Raw genomic sequence first — 15,812 nt, 5'->3', positions numbered from 1 at the left:
ATGCAGCACCTGATCAGAAAACAGCAGATTGACCTTCAGTTGGATAAACAGCTGGATAGTTTTCAGATACAACAGCAATTCAGCGATCAGTTCTGGAAGTATCTCGTCCCTTTGCTCGAGCATGAGTTTGATAAAATGGCTACAGAAGAGGAGGTTATTTCTTTGGACCGGATAGAAATTGACCTCGGTGTGATTACTGAGGCTCAAATCAGCCAGATCGTTTGGAATCCTGATCTTTATGAGCTGTTCAAAACTGAAATCAAAAAAGCCATTTTTCAGGGAGAGGTCTTGGCCGGTGATGGGCTAAGAACCGTTAAACGCTCCGCCCCGGCGAATGCTTACAGGCAATGGGTTTTTTATATGCAAAATGGATATTTGCCATGGACGGTGACTCAGGTCAATCCAAAATGGTACGATTTGATACTGGAAGAGCTGGCTACAGATTATGCGGGTACCGAAATCCTGAGAAGGGAGATCAGCGGGAATGATACATTTGTATTAAGGGTCATCCGGCAGCACCCCTTGTCATTTCTGAAAAAACTGGTGGAAATACTGACGGCTGAAAAGCAAACGAAACTCTTTACCGCGGTCCATCAGATGAATGACCGCATCTCAGACTGGTCAGTTGCCCCGCAAAAATCCAGATCTGCAAAGAAAACAGCGGAACTGATCCGGGTGTTCAATTTGAGTTATGAAGCCATGTTGAAGCAGATTTTAAGGGTTTCTGCTGAAACAAGTGGAAGTGCTTTGCTGGCCGTATTGGAGTCTAAGATCCATGAAATGATCAGCGCTGCCGAACAAGGCAAGACAGAGGTGTTTTTAGCAACCGGTATCACGGAAGACATTGATCAGGCAGCGGACAAATCTTTTCCGGAAGAAAAAGTAAATGTCCGGGATCAAAAGGAGGGGGAAATCCAGGAAGGTGTTTTTACTACCGCTGCCGGTTTGGTATTGCTCCATCCATTTTTGAACTCCCTGTTCCAGCTGCTTGGTTTACTGCAGGAGAAACGGTTTTTAAACATAGATACCCAGGAAAAAGCAATTTATTTATTGCATTATCTCGCCACTGGCGAAAAGAAAGCCGACGAGTATGAACTCCTGATGCCTAAAATCCTTTGTGCTTACCCGATCGATCAACCGATACCGAAACGTATTAAACTGTCTGCCCTGGAAATGGAAGAAGCCGATACCTTATTGAAAGCAGCCATTGCTTCATGGGAGATCTTAAAGAATACCAGTCCTGCGGGCCTTCGTGAAGGGTTTTTACAGCGAACAGGAAAGCTACAGGTCCTGGAAGGAAAAATAGGTTTGCAGGTAGAGAAGGCAGCGATCGATGTGTTACTGGATCATTTGCCCTGGAATTTAAGCATGATAAAATTGCCCTGGCTTAAGGAAGTCATCCGGGTAGAGTGGAGGTAGAAGCAAGCCTTGTGTAGATAGAAGAAGATTTAATGTTGTATTAAAAGATAAACTATGAAAGCTGGCGAAGCGAAGTCAGTGGCAACACCCGCCAAATCCGGAACTCCTTTCTTTAATAAGGGGGCGGATACTGCTTTGCTCAGTGATACCTCTGCAGAAACACCCTTTTTTCAAAAGCAGAACAGCAATTCATTCCCTGTGCAAAGGAAACTGACCGTAGGCCAGCCCAACGATAAATACGAACAGGAAGCTGATGCCAGAGCAGATCAGGTGGTACAGCGACTCGCAACACCTCAGGTGCTGACAAAAAAAGAATCGGCCGTTCAGGCCAAACCATTGGTCGGTCCCGTTACCCCGGTGATACAGGCAAAATGTTCCGCTTGTGAGCACGAAGAGCAACTGCAAAAGAAAGAAGAGGAAGATTTGGTTCAGGAATCACCATTAGAACTCCGGCGTAAACCGATTTTTGAGAGCAATGGAGAACCTCCCGGAGATGAAAAACCGGTTCAGCGTAAATGTGCCAGCTGCGAAAAGGAAGAGGAACAGAAAGTACAAAAAAAGGAAGAAGATCATTCCGCGCAAGTCGCCCCGACATCGATTGAAAGTAATTTGAACGCTTCTTCGGGAACAGGCAGTTCGTTACCGGAAAGCACCCGCACACAGATGGAATCTTCATTTGGAGCTGATTTTTCTGGTGTGCGAATTCATACCGGCAGTAATGCCCAGCAAATGAGTGAAGATTTACATGCTCAGGCATTCACACATGGCAATGATATTTATTTTAACTCAGGAAAGTACGATACCGAATCAGATTCAGGAAAACACTTGTTGGCACACGAGTTGACGCATACCCTGCAACAAAATGGTGAGTCTGAGCCCGCCCAAAGGAAAATTCAACGGTTGCCGGGTTGGATGAGTGATGCTGCAGATTGGGTAAGTGATACGGCATCTGATGCGGCGGGTGGCGTAGTTGACGGTGCACAATGGGTAGGTGGGCAGATTGCCGATGGCGCAGAATGGGTGGGCGACCAGGCCAGCGCTGCAGTAGACTGGGTCTTTGAACAAATCAGCGATTTGGTTGATACCGGAATCAATTGGCTGAATGAAAAATGGGACAGTGTCAGAGAATTCGGGCGGACCAGTTTTGAAGACATTAAAAACGGGTTTGGCGACTTAATCCACTTCATTACCACGCCATTGTCAGGCTTTATGTCGGCATTATCAATGATGAACGCCGATCTCCTGGGGAATATCTGGGATTCAGCAAAAGAGGGTGCCTCTGCGCTTTGGACGGGGATTAATTCCGTCATCAATGGCGTATTGCAATTCGGACAAGGGGTTTGGGATACCGTTTCTGGATTCATTACCAACACTTTTGAGACGATAGAAGGATTATTTGACAACGTTGCATTTGACCTGTTGCCGGCAGGGGTACAAGAAAGTGCCCGCTCGCTTTTTAGTGGCCTTCGGTCTTTATGGACTCAGTTTAGCGCTTTCTGGACGGATCTTTGGCAACGCCTGACCAGCATGATACAGGAGATATTGGCTGCGGTACGGTCCTTCGCCGATAATGTAATTGGATTCGCGATCGATAGGGTGATTTCCATGGTACGGAGCCTTAAAGAAGTATTTGATTACTTCACTAAATTGTTTGAAGATCCACAGGCCACCATCCAGCCATTTCTGGACCAGATTGCTGCGAAATTAGACGCTGAAGCCCCCGGCCGTGCAGAAACTTTGGGAAATGACATGGCAAGACAAAACTACCCGGGTGGAGCTGCGCAGGAAGGGGATAGCGGTACCGTTCAAAGAGTACCTATAGATGCCGAAGACAGACGCACCGCAACGCTCGATGAAGTGGGCAGTGGGATTGTGTACTATATCTCCAGGGCCTGGGCCGAACTGGACGTTAAGAAATTGCTATGGACCACTGTGGTCAATATGTTTTGGCCACCTGCAACGATCAGGGCGATCTTCAGACAATTCAGTCAACTCTGGTACGACGATTGGGCAACCGCCGTTGACAGCCTTTATATGCCAAGGAATTTCTTCGATGATCCACTTGGATGCCTTCATGATATCTGGTCCAACTTTATGATTCTGCTGGATTTCCCCTTGGCCTTATGGAGGAGGCTGAACTATGTTGTAGGGCTTTTAATTGGATACGTAGCCATTATAGTGATCCTGGTAGAAATGGTCCTGGGCGGAATTGCGGCGGCCGAAGTTGGCGTAGTTCCCGGTATTGTGGCCGGTTTCTTCGCAGGAGTGGCTACGATGGCGCCCCTAGGAGAGTTACTGATGACTTCTTTCCTTGCTGCGGAAAGCGCTACCGTCATCATCAGCCTGATACGCCTGTATACTGCAAGGCAGCTTTGTGAAAAACGCCAGATCGACATTTTAACTGCGGTAGCAAGTTTTATCGCAATGGGTGTGGCATTGGTACTGCAAGCCCTGATGGCACTTTTGGCGGAGCTCGTTACCTTAATTGCCAATTTCCTAAAAGGCGCTCCTCAAGGTGTTCCGCAACCACAGCCAACACCACAACCCACTCCACAGCCAACTCCGCAACCAACACCACAACCAACGCCACAGCCAACTCCACAACCAACACCACAGCCTACGCCGGTACCTCAACCAATACCGCCGCCGCGGCCACAACCACAACCTCAACCGGTCGCACCTGCTGCACCTGCCGGACCAGGAAGGGTAATTCCGTTTCCTACCCGGCCACAACCGGCGCCTGTCAGTCCTTCAGCACCGGGTCAGATTGCAGCTAAATTTGAAGATGGCGTAAGCGATGGAACAGCTACAGAAAATTTAGTGGAAGGCAGGAAATCACCTGAAGTACTAACAGAGGATCCTGATACCCATCAAACGACCGGTCCCGCTACAACATCTCCAAATGGGATGCTACAGACTGCACGAAAGGATCGGATTAATCCGGATGCATGTGAGAAAAAGAAAGGTATTTGCTACGAAAAATCCTTGATGTTCGGCCTTACCAGAGGCTCAATGCCCTTTATTGGTGTAGGGCCAACCCCAGATGATCTTCGGGTTCCTGCTTGTCTTTTGAGAACGGCTACAGGTACCACGGTCGCTAATTTTAGAGCCAGCAATATTGCAGTGGCAAAATTTTTGGTTAACAATAGCATCGAATATGTGGCCGCTGCTAATATACCCGGAGGGGGACTCCATTCTGAAGATATGATTTTCATCGAAGCCAACCGGCGATTTGGAGCCGGTAATTTTACGCTGGCGGCAATTTTCTCAGAAAGGGTTCCTTGTCCGCGATGTTCCGGCTGGCTCAGGACTGTGCCAATCACTCCTGATTGCAGGGTCTATTGTGTCGTTAAGGACGATCAGAACTGGAGTGCAATCAGGAGAAGTTATAATAACGGCGTTTTGTTCTAATTAAATTAAAAACAACCATGTCAGAAAAACCACTCGCCCTTCAATGGAATCAGCTCATCCTCGATGCCATTAAATTCACTAAAACTTCGCCGCCACTGGCAGCCAGGGCTTTGGCGATGGCACATACTGCGATGTATGATGCATGGTCTGTCTTTGATAAATGCGCCATCAGTACCACGACGGCAAAATACATTAAAATGGCAGATCAGGAATGTGTAAAAGAGAACACCCGAAAAGCATTCAGCTATGCTGCCTATCGGGTATTGATGGACCTGTTTTGGCTGGCACTTCCTTCAGAAAAAAAAGACCTGTTCCGCGACCTGATGTGTACCTGTGATTATGATCCGGATGATACGACCCTGGACATCTCCCTGCCTCAGGGAATTGGCAACCTGGTTGGCCGTCTGGTGATAGAAAGGGGGCATGGGGATGGTGCCAATCAGCAAGGCACGTTACACATGCCACATTGGTCTGATTATACCGGTTATTGGCCGGTCAACACTCCGGATCAGGTTAACGACCTGAGCTTTTGGCAGCCACTGAGAAAAGAGGGGGGCGCTATCCAGCAATTCCTGTGTCCACATTGGGGATTGTTGAAATCATTCTCTTTAAATTTCAACTGGCAGTTCCGGCCGGCCCCCCCGTTCCGGAAGGAAGATTTTGATTTCCGGCCACAGGTGAAAGAAGTACTGGAAATCAGCGCAGCACTGACGGAGGAGCAGAAAGCAATTGCTTCTTATTGGGCGGATGGCCCTGGAACTTTTAGTCCTCCGGGGCATTGGTGTGAGATCGCGCAATTTATTGCCGAAAGGGAACAATACCGGAATACCGATGGTATCAAGTTGTTTTTTGCCCTGAGCAATGCTTTGTTTGATGCCTCAATCGCCTGCTGGGAAGCGAAATACTACTACAATTCTGTGCGTCCGATAACGGCGATCAGAACAATTTATAAAGGATTGGAGGTACAGGCCTGGGGCGGTCCGGGTAAGGGGACACAGACGATCAAAGGAGAACAATGGGTCTCCTATATTGAAACACCTCCCTTTCCCGAACATGTGTCCGGACACAGCAGTTTTAGCAGGGCTGCGGCCACAGTATTGAGGCAATTTACGGGAAGCGACCATTTTGGAGGTTGCACCACGCTGAAAACAGGTAGTTCTGTTATCGAGCCGGGTAAGGTGCCCTGTACGGAAGTCCGCTTAGACTGGCCCACATTTACCAGTGCTGCCGAACAGGCAGGATTGTCACGGGTGTATGGGGGAATTCATTTTCCCCGGGGAAATGAAGAAGGGCAGAAGCTGGGGATTAGTATAGGGACGAACGCCTGGGAAAAAGCCCTGTTTTATTTTAACGATTAAATCTTAAAATTATGCCTTATCGCTCAAGAGTCTATCGTCAGCGCAATGCAAATACGCATGATGACGCAAAGCAAAAACCGTTTTTCGGCAATCAGCAGGGACAGGCTGCAGCGAAAACTGCAGGCGGTTTTTTTCAGGCCAAGTTAACGGTAAATGAGCCTGGTGATCAGCATGAGCACGAGGCCGATGCAGTTGCAGACCAGGTGGTCAATAAGCCCTCAGAAAAGAAAGAAATACAAGAACGCAGCATCAGTAGTGTGCAACGCCTCGCGACCTCCGCTGAGGATGAAAAGCAGGGGACAAACGATGCCAGGATGGCCGCAGATAAGGAAATTCAGGAAAAACCGGAGCCAGATTCAGAAGAAATACAGGAAAGGCACATTCAAAAACAGGAAGAACAAAGCCCTGCAACAGCCGTTCAGCCAGGCGGGCCTTTTGACAGGAATGACCAGACTTTTACCTTGAGCTGGAAAAACGGACAATGGGAAGGTTGCGGCCCGGTTCCGGGCACAGCAGCCGGAGGGGAAAATGCCTGCGTGAGCTCAGACTCCATCGATCAGGTTAAAAACTATTTTAAGAAGAAACCTGTGCCTGGAAACGTAGACCGACCGGCAAATTGTCCGCCGGAGCGCTGGAATTTTATGTTTAACTATTGCTGCGGCGAGAGCAAACATGTAGACCCTAATCAAAAGAGCAATTGTATACCGGATCAAGTGAAGGCGCCGGAGCCGAAAATAGAAAAGCCGGAAGCTCCGGAAAAAGGAGATTTCGAAATACCTGACGGCGACACAAAAATGGCTTAACCGATAGATAATGAACTTACAGAAGTTAAAATCAATTCTTGGAAGAAATCAAAATGAAGGGCCATTCAGTCGGACGGAACAGCCTTCTTTAGGCGCGGATTTAACAGCTACGGCAGTGTCTGATCCAGCCGAAGCTGGAACGTTAATCGATAATGAAAGAGAAACAACACCAGATGATCCTACAAAAAATATAAATTCAAGTCATATGCCCCAAACCTTTACCGACCGGAATGCCCCTGAAGAATTGAGGTATCTGGAACAATTGATTTTATATCGCCTCAATACCTGGTTCCCTTCAGATGAAGACCATCAGGAGCCTGTGCTGGATACCGGCAAATGGTCGGCGGCTTTGGCGAACTTTATTCAGGAGCATCAACTCAATTCCGATGAGGCCGTTTTATTGATGATTGGACTCGTCCCGCATGTTCAATCCGATCTGTTTGACCGGGTGATCAGTTATAAAATCCAGGATTCCGGAGATTTCCAAAGAATAGGAGGTGTACGGGGAAAAGATTTCAGGGGCTTCATACCCACTGGGGAAACAGCTGTTTTCCTGCTTGGAGATGATGATTTTGAGCGGCGTCTGGAGATTCAGCGTCTGTTTTGGCCGGATCATTTGTTTGAGAAGAACAAGATCCTATGGTTAACTGATCAGCCATCCGGAGAGCCGGTAATGAGTGGGAAAATTACACTCTCATCGGAGTATTTGGATACTTTCATTTATGGCAAGCCCATTCCGCCAAGATTCAGCATGAATTTTCCGGCAAAACTAATTCATACCGACCTCGGCTGGGAAGATCTCGTGATCAATGATGAACTTAAAGAACAGATCAATGAACTGAAAAGCTGGTTGAAATACAATGATCAGCTGGTTGGGGAATGGGGAATGGGCGATCGCCTGAGAAGAGGCTACCGCGCTTTGCTTTATGGCCCTTCTGGAACCGGAAAAACCTTTACTGCGGGCTTACTGGGCAAGGAAGTTGGTAAAGATGTCTATAAGATTGACCTGTCTATGGTTGTGTCAAAATATATTGGAGAGACGGAAAAGAACCTCGAACTGCTCTTTGCCAGGGCGGAAGATAAAGGTTGGATCCTGTTTTTTGATGAGGCGGATGCTTTATTTGGAAAGCGGACAAATGTGAGGGATGCCCATGATAAATATGCGAATCAGGAGGTATCTTACCTGCTTCAAAGGATTGAAGATTATAATGGAATGGTGATTCTTGCCACCAATATGAAGAACAACATTGACGATGCTTTTATTCGCAGGTTCAATGCGGTCCTTAAATTCTCTTTACCGGAAGCAGAGGAGCGGGCTAAAATATGGCGTCTGGCCTTCCCGAGGGACGTCCGGTTTTGTAATGAAAAAGAGGAAACGGTTGACATTCCTGAACTTGTAAAGAGTTACCCGATTTCAGGTGGCTATATTGTAAATGTGGTTCATTATGCCAGTATCAAAGCACTGGAACGATACCATGAGCAAAAAGCAGAAAAGAACATTTATTTGAACGATGTATTGTACGGTATAAAGAAAGAATTGCTGAAAGAAGGTAAGCCTTTTAATTAAAATCCAGGGTGTCAAAAATGTCTCCTCTGTTCAGTTTACCATTTATTTTGCCAATCACTTCAACTTTAGCCTGAAGGCATAAGCTATTGTCGGCACTGCGAAAGATATCCTGAAAAAACAGGAGCTTCAATCCCTGGCGTTCTGTTCTTAGTTTCACAGAAAAAGTATCACCGGAGGTCAGTGATCTTTTAAAGTCCATTTCTATTCTGGACACCATGAGCAAGATGTCTTTTTCTGCCAGTTCCTTAAAGGAAACCTTTTTTGAGGACAGGTATTCATGCCTGGCATGTTCCAGATAGTTTTGATACACCGCGTTATTTACCACGCCCTGCAGGTCACATTCGTAATCTCTTACCTTTAACTGAATTTCAAAAATATAGTTTTGCATATTGTTTTGTAAAGATGGAAATAATTGTCTTATACAAAGAAGAGAATATATCTTTAACTTAATGGTCAAGGTAATCAATTGCAGAACCACTATGAATAAGGATAAGACAAAAAATGCCGTAGCGGTATTTAATAAACGTGCAAATGAATATCAGGATAAATTCATGGATACGCAATTGTATCACGAATCCTTCGATTTATTCTGTGAACATATCACAAAAGAAAATGCTGATATTTTAGAACTTGCCTGCGGACCAGGTAACATCATTAAATATTTGTTAAAGAAACGCCCTGATTTCAACATCTTAGGCATTGACCTATCTTTGAATATGATTGATCTTGCTAAAGCAAATAATCCAACAGCCACATTTGAATTAATGGATTGCAGAAATGTATATTCATTTTCATCAGGAAGACTACCTTGTCGACGGGCTTAAAGTAAAGGGGTTTGAAATTGTAAACCTGCAACGTAAGGACTATCTGATGCAGGAAGGAGCAGGGGTAACAGATCTGATTATTATCGCAAAAAAAAGATCATGATGAACTTCAAACCAAAGGAAAATCGTTCATCGAGAGATTAAAACTTATAAAATAGCTTCTGGAAACAAATCAACTTCTGGAATTTTTTGCGAATTTTAATTCCTATTTTTAAAGCCTAACCATTGCTTTTAAGTATGAAACTAAAAATCGGCTTGTCGCTATTTGTATCCCTGACTTTCTTATTTGTCAACCATTCTTCCGCCCAAAAGGGCTGGATAGATCTTTTTAACGGAAAAGACCTGAAAGACTGGAACATCAAAATTTCCAAACATGATTACAACGAAAATTATGCGAATACTTTTCGTGTCGAAGATGGCCTGATCAAAGTGAATTATGATGGCTATGAAAATTTCGATCAGCAATACGGGCATATGTTTTACAAAACACCTTTCTCTTATTATCTGCTGGAGGTCACCTATCGTTTTGTTGGGGAACAGGCCAAAGGAGGTGAAGGCTGGGCTTTGCGAAATAGCGGAGCGATGCTGCACTGTCAGGCACCGGAAACGATGCTTAAAAACCAGGATTTTCCTATTTCTGTAGAAGCGCAGATTTTAGGCGGTGATGGTACACATATCCGTCCTACGAGCAATTTATGTACTCCCGGTACAACCGTTTTTTATGAAGGGAAGCTATTTACGCCACATTGTTTAGATTCAAAATCTAAGACTTATGCCGGTGATCAATGGGTGACCGCCAAATTCCTGGTTTTGGGAGATTCAGTGATTAAACATATTATTGATAAGGAAGTGGTGCTGGAATATACAAAACCTCAAATCGGTGGTGGCAATGTTGCCAATTATGATCCGAAGATGAAAGAAGATGGCAAAGCCTTAACCGGTGGTTATATTTCTTTGCAGAGTGAAAGCCATCCTATTGAATTTAAAAAAGTAAGGCTTTACAACCTGGAAGCTTATGCAAGTGATAAGCCGAAATTAGATAAAGTAATTGAAAAGGTTTTGAAGCAGTAAGGAGATCAATGCAGCAAACCGGTCGTGTAGATCTCTATACGACCGGTTTGCAAATAAAAATCATTAAACCTTTGAATCGCTGATCATAGGTTTGTATTTATTCCAGTTATCTCCAATCATCCAAAGGTTGATGAAGAAAAACGGCAATGCGATGGCCAGACCAGATGGTTCGAAAATAGCGTTATGGAGCACAACGCCTACCATTACCGGTAAAATGACAATAGCACCAAGGGCCCTGTATTTAGGTAACATAAATAGCAGACCACCAATTATTTCAATTGCGCCGATCAGAGGCATCAGCCAGGAAATCCTGCCAAATGCTTCCATCAATTTCATTTGCTCTGCCGTCATTTCCGGCATGGGCATATAATGGAAGAATTTGCTTAATCCGGCATTGAGAAACATCAGACCGAAAAGAACACATAATACGATTTTTACGATTTTCATTTTATTGATTTTAATGGTTAATAATCTATGCCATCTCTGTCTATATCCAGAGCTTGTTAGTATTAAATTACTATTTTAATCTTGAAAATCAATAGCTTAACCCTAAAATCATGTCGGCCGGGACATCCCGAAAAAGCTTTATAGGATATTTTCTCCGTCAATCAAATTCACCTTTTTACCCATCTTTTTCTGAATCACCTCAAAATGGTGCAGTTCCTGTTGGCTAACCAGCGAAATAGCATCTCCTGCGGCTTCTGCGCGACCGGTTCTGCCGATGCGGTGAACATAGTCTTTAGGAGAACGGGGTAACTCATAATTGATCACAAAGGGAAGGAAATTAATGTCAATTCCCCTGGCCATTAAATCTGTGGCGACCAGGACCCGCAGTTTACCCGATTTAAAATGTTGTAAAGCTTCGGTTCTGGCACCTTGGCTTTTTTTGCTGTGAATGGCTTTTGCATCAATGTTGTTTTTGCGGAGCTTGTTCACGATGGCATCCGCCTGATGAACTGAAGAAGCAAAAACCAATACCTGTTTCATGTCATGATGGTTGATCAGGTAGCGTAAAAAAGGACCTTTCTTCTCCTCTGAAACGATGTATGCCACCTGATTGATCAGGTCCAAAGATTCCTCTTCCGCTTCAATCTTGATCACCACCGGATCATGTAACAGGATTTGGTGGATATGCTGAAGATCTTTGCTCAATGTGGCAGACAACAATATGTTCTGACGCTTTTCAGGTAAAAGTGATAAGATCTTGTTCAGCTCTTCTTTAAATCCGAGGTTCAGCATTTTGTCTGCTTCATCCAGTACCAATGTTTCAATAGCCGATAAATGAACTGCATTTGAAGCTACCAGTTCCAATAAACGGCCTGGTGTTGCAACCAATATATTGATCCCTTGCATGGCCATCATTTGTGGATTGATGGAAACACCACCATAAACAGCCAGCGTTTTAATAGATTCGGGAAGCGGCTGACTAAAAGTGATAAAAACATTTTTCACCTGCTCTGCAAGCTCACGGGTAGGCACTAAAACCAATACATTTGCGTGGCGGTTCTTTTGTCCGAATGTCTTTTGCACATTCATTAGCAGCGGTAAAACATAACTTGCCGTTTTTCCGGAGCCTGTTTTGGCAATGGCTAAAACATCTTTATGAGCTAATATAGCGGGTATAACACTTTGTTGAATAGGAGTGGGTACTGTGAAATTTTGATCTACCAGTGCTTTTGTTAAAGCAGGTGATAAACCTAAGGACGTAAAAGGCATATTACTCGATTTTTTTGTAAAAATAAGCAAAAATCGCGGGAAGAGCGGCTTTACTTATCTTCGACTGGGGTAAACGACTTGTTTTCCGACACGAACCTTCATACTGAAAACATTATTCTTCTTATCGCTTTCCCTGTACCAATGGTGCGGATCGATTTCTATTTCCAAAGTATAGTCCCCGTTTGGCAGATTTTCAGGTAGTTCCAGGTATTGACCTTCATACAACATTCCATAAGTGTCATAGCCGCCAACGCTGATTCCCTGTTTATCAAAATTGCAGGAAGGGTAGTACCCAAGACCATAGTTTGGCATGTTTTCTCCATATTTCTTTCCGTTAATGGTACTGAATCCATCGCTCTGATAAATGATGCCTGTGGTAAACAAACAATAGCTAACCTTAGATCCTTTTGTAAGGATCGTTCTTTTTTTATTACTGATTTTAACAAGCCTGAATTCCACCCAATCATCCACATGATAATGGTTGTGCCCGGGTTTGTCCTCAAAATACATCGTTCCGGCAGGGAAATCCTGATAAGCGAGCTTGCCATTCTTTCGGTTGTAAATTCTCTGATTAACGGATAGCCTGCCTTCTTTTTCAGCTTTTGCCCCTTTTATTTCCATCGGCCCATAACCAATATTAGCTATGGTTGCCGCAAGTCGTAATTGTCGGGGGTAAACCGGGTCATTCCATGCATATTCCTGAATCTGATTTTCCGTAAAAAAAGGAATGATGACTAAATCGGGCAGCAGATCGCAGTTTTTCGCACCATCCGGACAGTCGCATAATCCGATGTTTTCAAAATCACACTTCTTTCTAATGATTGCCTTTGCCGGTTGATGGCTAAACAGCAGTTGGATGCTGTCCAGATCACCGCTGAAATCCTTTTTTAAATCTTCTATGTACAGTTTCCAGGTGCCGTTTGGATTTTGTCCATGGTTTAAAAACTCCAGTTGCCCATCCGGACGGTAATCCCCGGTAAAGGGTGCCCTTGCTGCACTGATTAATCCCGACTGGCCGAATTGCGAAAATCTGGTATGGATATAATGTGCTCCGGAATCTTTTCCATTACGGTTGGTTAGCCAGATACTGGCTCCATCCGGACTTTCTAAAGTTATTTTTAGATCACTCACACGCTCATGACGCAGGTTGAGTAAAACAGAGGTCAAGCCAAAACTGCTGTCGGCAACAGCAGGTAAGCCAGTAACTTCAATGTTAAACTCCTGTCTGAAATAATATCCGTAATAATCGTAGAGGGAAGTCCCTTTAGTCGTAAAGGTTTGTGCAGATGATGACAAACATCCGATTAGAAAAAGAAAGCCTGGCAACCGTTTCAGGCTGCGGGGCTTTATATAGCGCATCTTGTTAATGTTCAACTTTGAAAGTTTTTATATGTGCAGGACCTATGGGTGTAGCCGTGCCTGGGCTGGTTAGTTTTCGCGGATTTAATGCGAATTCTCCGCAAACCATCTGTACACATTCCCTGCAATTGATGTCTTTAAAGGTAAACTTTAAGCAGAGGTATACTTTGACCTCGCAGCAGCTGAGCTCTGTGACAGTTGGCAGTGATAGTTTTATGTTAAGGATGCCCGGATTTAAGGAGATGGGAACCGTTGAATTTAATACGGCCTCGCGGTAATCCGCTGCGATACTTCCGGTTACCGGACCGATATAGCCACTTAAATTCATGGGCTGTGCATTTAAGCTGGCGGATAAGATGTTGCCCCAGGTTACCGGGCGATTGTTACAGTTCAGGCAGTTTGGGGAGGAAGCGATCAATCGGAACTCTTCTACACTGACGCGAACTTCAGTCATCGGTGTGGTTGTGGAAATACTGAATGTACCCGATCCGGTAGAATAGGCATTTGGATTTGCGAGATTCGTCACGACATTAAATGATGCTGCGGTTTGTTTAATGGTGATTTCGGCACGGCAGCAGCTGGGCGGTTCGCAGATGATGGTAATTGGAATGGTCAGATTCTCACATTCGCTATCCCCACATTTTGCTTTGATCACTAAGATATAGGCGCCACAATTGAGTTTGCTGTTATATTGCTTTAAATCCAGTGGTAAACTGGTACCTGTTGCGACAGTGACTCCGCTTGCGGCCAGGATTTGCCAGGAATACGATGCCCCACAATTGCCGTTGCAGTTATAAACGGCATTGAGGAGTCCGGAAACATTTCCCTGAATAAACTGAAGCGGGTAGGTTAAAGGCACGGCGGCTGTCCCTCCTGTAGCAGGGATAGCGGTTCCGCCTAAGGTTGGTCCTCCTTGCCAGCTGCCGCAGGAACATGGGCTGCAGTTTAGGGGTTTCTTATAGACTTCCACATCTCCTAATCTTGTTTTATCCCAGGTTGTGGTGTTGTCATCGGCGTCAATCCAGATGGAATTCCATAGCGTATTCGTTGGGCTTCTTCTCATGCCCTGGATTCCGTAAACCAAAGGATTGGGGGCAGACATTGCGTCCGTCGACAACCATATGGTGGTGTCACAGGCAAACGAAAGTTCATCTTTCATCATGATGTTATTGGAATAACTGACACCTCCTGCACAGTTTTTGTTCACCCCATTTCCTGCAGGATATAAATTTGTATTTACATTCCATAAATGGCTTCCCAGAGGCAATTGATTGTCGAACTCCACTACTTTAGAATTATGTGCGCCCATTACGGCGAATTGAGAGGTAGCCGGGTTGCTGTTCTGCCAGGTTTGCTGACCAATGAGTAATGAATTCTTGCTTTCTGAAAAGGCCATGTCGGAGATCACGGCTATGCCATTGTTGTATGGGAAGCTGGCCGTGGAAGTGCCGGCCATCAAAGAGATATTTAGCGTCTCCATCTGTTCCGTAGCGGTATCAAAATCCCCGTTTACATCAAGCTCAACCGACCAGATGTCATTTGCGCTATAGGGCTGCAGCAGGCTGATCCTGGAATAATATAACCGATATGGATTTCCGGTTCCGCTAAGCTTTCGGATGGCAATACCGTAGGGCATGGTGTTTTTTAACGGGCCTCCGCTATCTTTTGCCACAAAAGTATTTGCCGCAGTCCAGGTTACCCCGTTATTGATGGATTTGATCCGGTTGATGGAGCCGGCGCCGTCCCAGTTTGAAACGTAAATGTTTTCCACCGTCCCGATTCTCAGGTATTTTAAGTTCCCTAAGGAACGGTCTTTATTTAAGAAATCGAATATCTGAGTGGGAATGCCACTGGTTCCGTCTATCCTGAAAATTTTACTCTGATTGAGTACTGATCCTCCGTAGATCTGTGTAGAGGAAACATAAATATTAGGTGCGGAAGTTTTATCGTCTATAGTAACCCCGAAAATAGAACCCAGCTTTTGAACCGTCCAGCCTGGAGCACTCCAGTTTGAAGGTTTGGTGCCGGCCGGAGTCATAGCGGGTGTATTCCAATTGGCACCGGTTGTTGCGGTTGAGGTATTGGAAGTTTTTACAGTTCTTAAAACTACACCACTATTTTGAATAGGGCTGTGGGTAGCCACAGCATCACCATAGGCTAAGGGCAATTGCGCTTTTACCATATTTGTTGCAAAAAGCACTAATGCCGGCAACAGGAATATTTTATAAATTATGTTTTTCATAGGAGTGTATTTGTCTTTTAATGGATATGAAGCGATCAAAAG

12 protein-coding genes are annotated in these 15,812 nt (G+C 44.9%); 7 read left to right on the top strand and 5 right to left on the bottom strand.

The window, feature by feature from the left end; translation table 11 throughout:
• The 5 genes from BLQ87_RS30695 to BLQ87_RS30675 are packed head-to-tail and all read left to right on the top strand — an operon-like array spanning position 1 to position 8,558.
• Positions 1-1,419 (top strand): contractile injection system tape measure protein, encoded by a 1,419-nt coding sequence (locus tag BLQ87_RS30695; protein WP_074612729.1) that lies wholly within the window; start codon positions 1-3, stop codon positions 1,417-1,419.
• Positions 1,420-1,473: 54 nt separating this feature from the next.
• Positions 1,474-4,830, top strand: coding sequence for an eCIS core domain-containing protein (locus BLQ87_RS30690; protein ID WP_074612728.1), 3,357 nt, complete (start codon positions 1,474-1,476; stop codon positions 4,828-4,830).
• Positions 4,831-4,847: 17 nt separating this feature from the next.
• Positions 4,848-6,188: a vanadium-dependent haloperoxidase gene (locus BLQ87_RS30685; RefSeq protein ID WP_074612727.1), complete on the top strand. Its 1,341-nt coding sequence runs from the start codon at positions 4,848-4,850 to the stop codon at positions 6,186-6,188.
• 11 nt (positions 6,189-6,199) lie between these two features.
• A complete protein-coding gene (locus tag BLQ87_RS30680; RefSeq protein WP_074612726.1) occupies positions 6,200-6,991 on the top strand; it encodes a hypothetical protein in 792 nt (263 codons plus the stop codon).
• Positions 6,992-7,001: 10 nt separating this feature from the next.
• On the top strand, positions 7,002-8,558 hold the full coding sequence (locus BLQ87_RS30675) for an ATP-binding protein (RefSeq protein ID WP_245723965.1): 1,557 nt from the start codon (positions 7,002-7,004) through the stop codon (positions 8,556-8,558).
• Here the strand turns inward: BLQ87_RS30675 and BLQ87_RS30670 are convergent.
• On the bottom strand, positions 8,551-8,946 hold the full coding sequence (locus tag BLQ87_RS30670) for an acyl-CoA thioesterase (protein WP_074612725.1): 396 nt from the start codon (positions 8,944-8,946) through the stop codon (positions 8,551-8,553). The two genes, BLQ87_RS30675 and BLQ87_RS30670, sit on opposite strands and share 8 nt — an antisense overlap.
• Before the next feature lie 91 nt (positions 8,947-9,037).
• Here BLQ87_RS30670 and BLQ87_RS30665 point away from each other — a divergent pair, with 91 nt between their 5' ends.
• Together BLQ87_RS30665 and BLQ87_RS30660 are read left to right on the top strand one after the other, a co-directional pair.
• Positions 9,038-9,382: a class I SAM-dependent methyltransferase gene (locus BLQ87_RS30665; protein ID WP_074612724.1), complete on the top strand. Its 345-nt coding sequence runs from the start codon at positions 9,038-9,040 to the stop codon at positions 9,380-9,382.
• 237 nt (positions 9,383-9,619) lie between these two features.
• A complete protein-coding gene (locus BLQ87_RS30660) occupies positions 9,620-10,453 on the top strand; it encodes a 3-keto-disaccharide hydrolase (RefSeq protein WP_074612723.1) in 834 nt (277 codons plus the stop codon).
• 63 nt (positions 10,454-10,516) lie between these two features.
• On the opposite strand, the gene BLQ87_RS30655 is transcribed toward BLQ87_RS30660, so the two are convergent.
• The 4 genes from BLQ87_RS30655 to BLQ87_RS30640 form a co-directional block, all read right to left on the bottom strand.
• The gene (locus BLQ87_RS30655) at positions 10,517-10,900 is read right to left on the bottom strand and encodes a DoxX family protein (protein ID WP_074612722.1); all 384 of its coding nucleotides are present in this window, start codon (positions 10,898-10,900) and stop codon (positions 10,517-10,519) included.
• Positions 10,901-11,038: 138 nt separating this feature from the next.
• On the bottom strand, positions 11,039-12,169 hold the full coding sequence (locus BLQ87_RS30650) for a DEAD/DEAH box helicase (RefSeq protein ID WP_074612721.1): 1,131 nt from the start codon (positions 12,167-12,169) through the stop codon (positions 11,039-11,041).
• Between the two features lie 54 nt (positions 12,170-12,223).
• Complete coding sequence (locus tag BLQ87_RS30645) at positions 12,224-13,528, bottom strand: proprotein convertase P-domain-containing protein (RefSeq protein ID WP_083362146.1); 1,305 nt, start codon at positions 13,526-13,528, stop codon at positions 12,224-12,226.
• A 4-nt stretch (positions 13,529-13,532) separates the two neighbouring features.
• Positions 13,533-15,770, bottom strand: a complete 2,238-nt coding sequence (locus tag BLQ87_RS30640) for an NHL repeat-containing protein (RefSeq protein WP_074612720.1) — start codon at positions 15,768-15,770, stop codon at positions 13,533-13,535.
• Positions 15,771-15,812 lie beyond the last annotated feature (42 nt).

This window comes from Pedobacter steynii, from assembly GCF_900103665.1.
GTDB lineage: Bacteria > Bacteroidota > Bacteroidia > Sphingobacteriales > Sphingobacteriaceae > Pedobacter > Pedobacter steynii.
The sequence above is the reverse complement of the archived record's forward strand: the minus strand, read 5'-3'. Positions and strand labels throughout refer to the sequence as shown.

What these genes read in the sequence shown, in the direction of transcription:
- BLQ87_RS30695 (WP_074612729.1), top strand. Translation starts at nt 1, where the DNA reads ATGCAGCACCTGATCAGAAAACAGCAGATTGACCTTCAGTTGGATAAA.
- BLQ87_RS30690 (WP_074612728.1), top strand. Translation starts at nt 1,474, where the DNA reads ATGAAAGCTGGCGAAGCGAAGTCAGTGGCAACACCCGCCAAATCCGGA.
- BLQ87_RS30685 (WP_074612727.1), top strand. Translation starts at nt 4,848, where the DNA reads ATGTCAGAAAAACCACTCGCCCTTCAATGGAATCAGCTCATCCTCGAT.
- BLQ87_RS30680 (WP_074612726.1), top strand. Translation starts at nt 6,200, where the DNA reads ATGCCTTATCGCTCAAGAGTCTATCGTCAGCGCAATGCAAATACGCAT.
- BLQ87_RS30675 (WP_245723965.1), top strand. Translation starts at nt 7,002, where the DNA reads ATGAACTTACAGAAGTTAAAATCAATTCTTGGAAGAAATCAAAATGAA.
- BLQ87_RS30670 (WP_074612725.1), bottom strand. Translation starts at nt 8,946, where the DNA reads ATGCAAAACTATATTTTTGAAATTCAGTTAAAGGTAAGAGATTACGAA.
- BLQ87_RS30665 (WP_074612724.1), top strand. Translation starts at nt 9,038, where the DNA reads ATGAATAAGGATAAGACAAAAAATGCCGTAGCGGTATTTAATAAACGT.
- BLQ87_RS30660 (WP_074612723.1), top strand. Translation starts at nt 9,620, where the DNA reads ATGAAACTAAAAATCGGCTTGTCGCTATTTGTATCCCTGACTTTCTTA.
- BLQ87_RS30655 (WP_074612722.1), bottom strand. Translation starts at nt 10,900, where the DNA reads ATGAAAATCGTAAAAATCGTATTATGTGTTCTTTTCGGTCTGATGTTT.
- BLQ87_RS30650 (WP_074612721.1), bottom strand. Translation starts at nt 12,169, where the DNA reads ATGCCTTTTACGTCCTTAGGTTTATCACCTGCTTTAACAAAAGCACTG.
- BLQ87_RS30645 (WP_083362146.1), bottom strand. Translation starts at nt 13,528, where the DNA reads ATGCGCTATATAAAGCCCCGCAGCCTGAAACGGTTGCCAGGCTTTCTT.
- BLQ87_RS30640 (WP_074612720.1), bottom strand. Translation starts at nt 15,770, where the DNA reads ATGAAAAACATAATTTATAAAATATTCCTGTTGCCGGCATTAGTGCTT.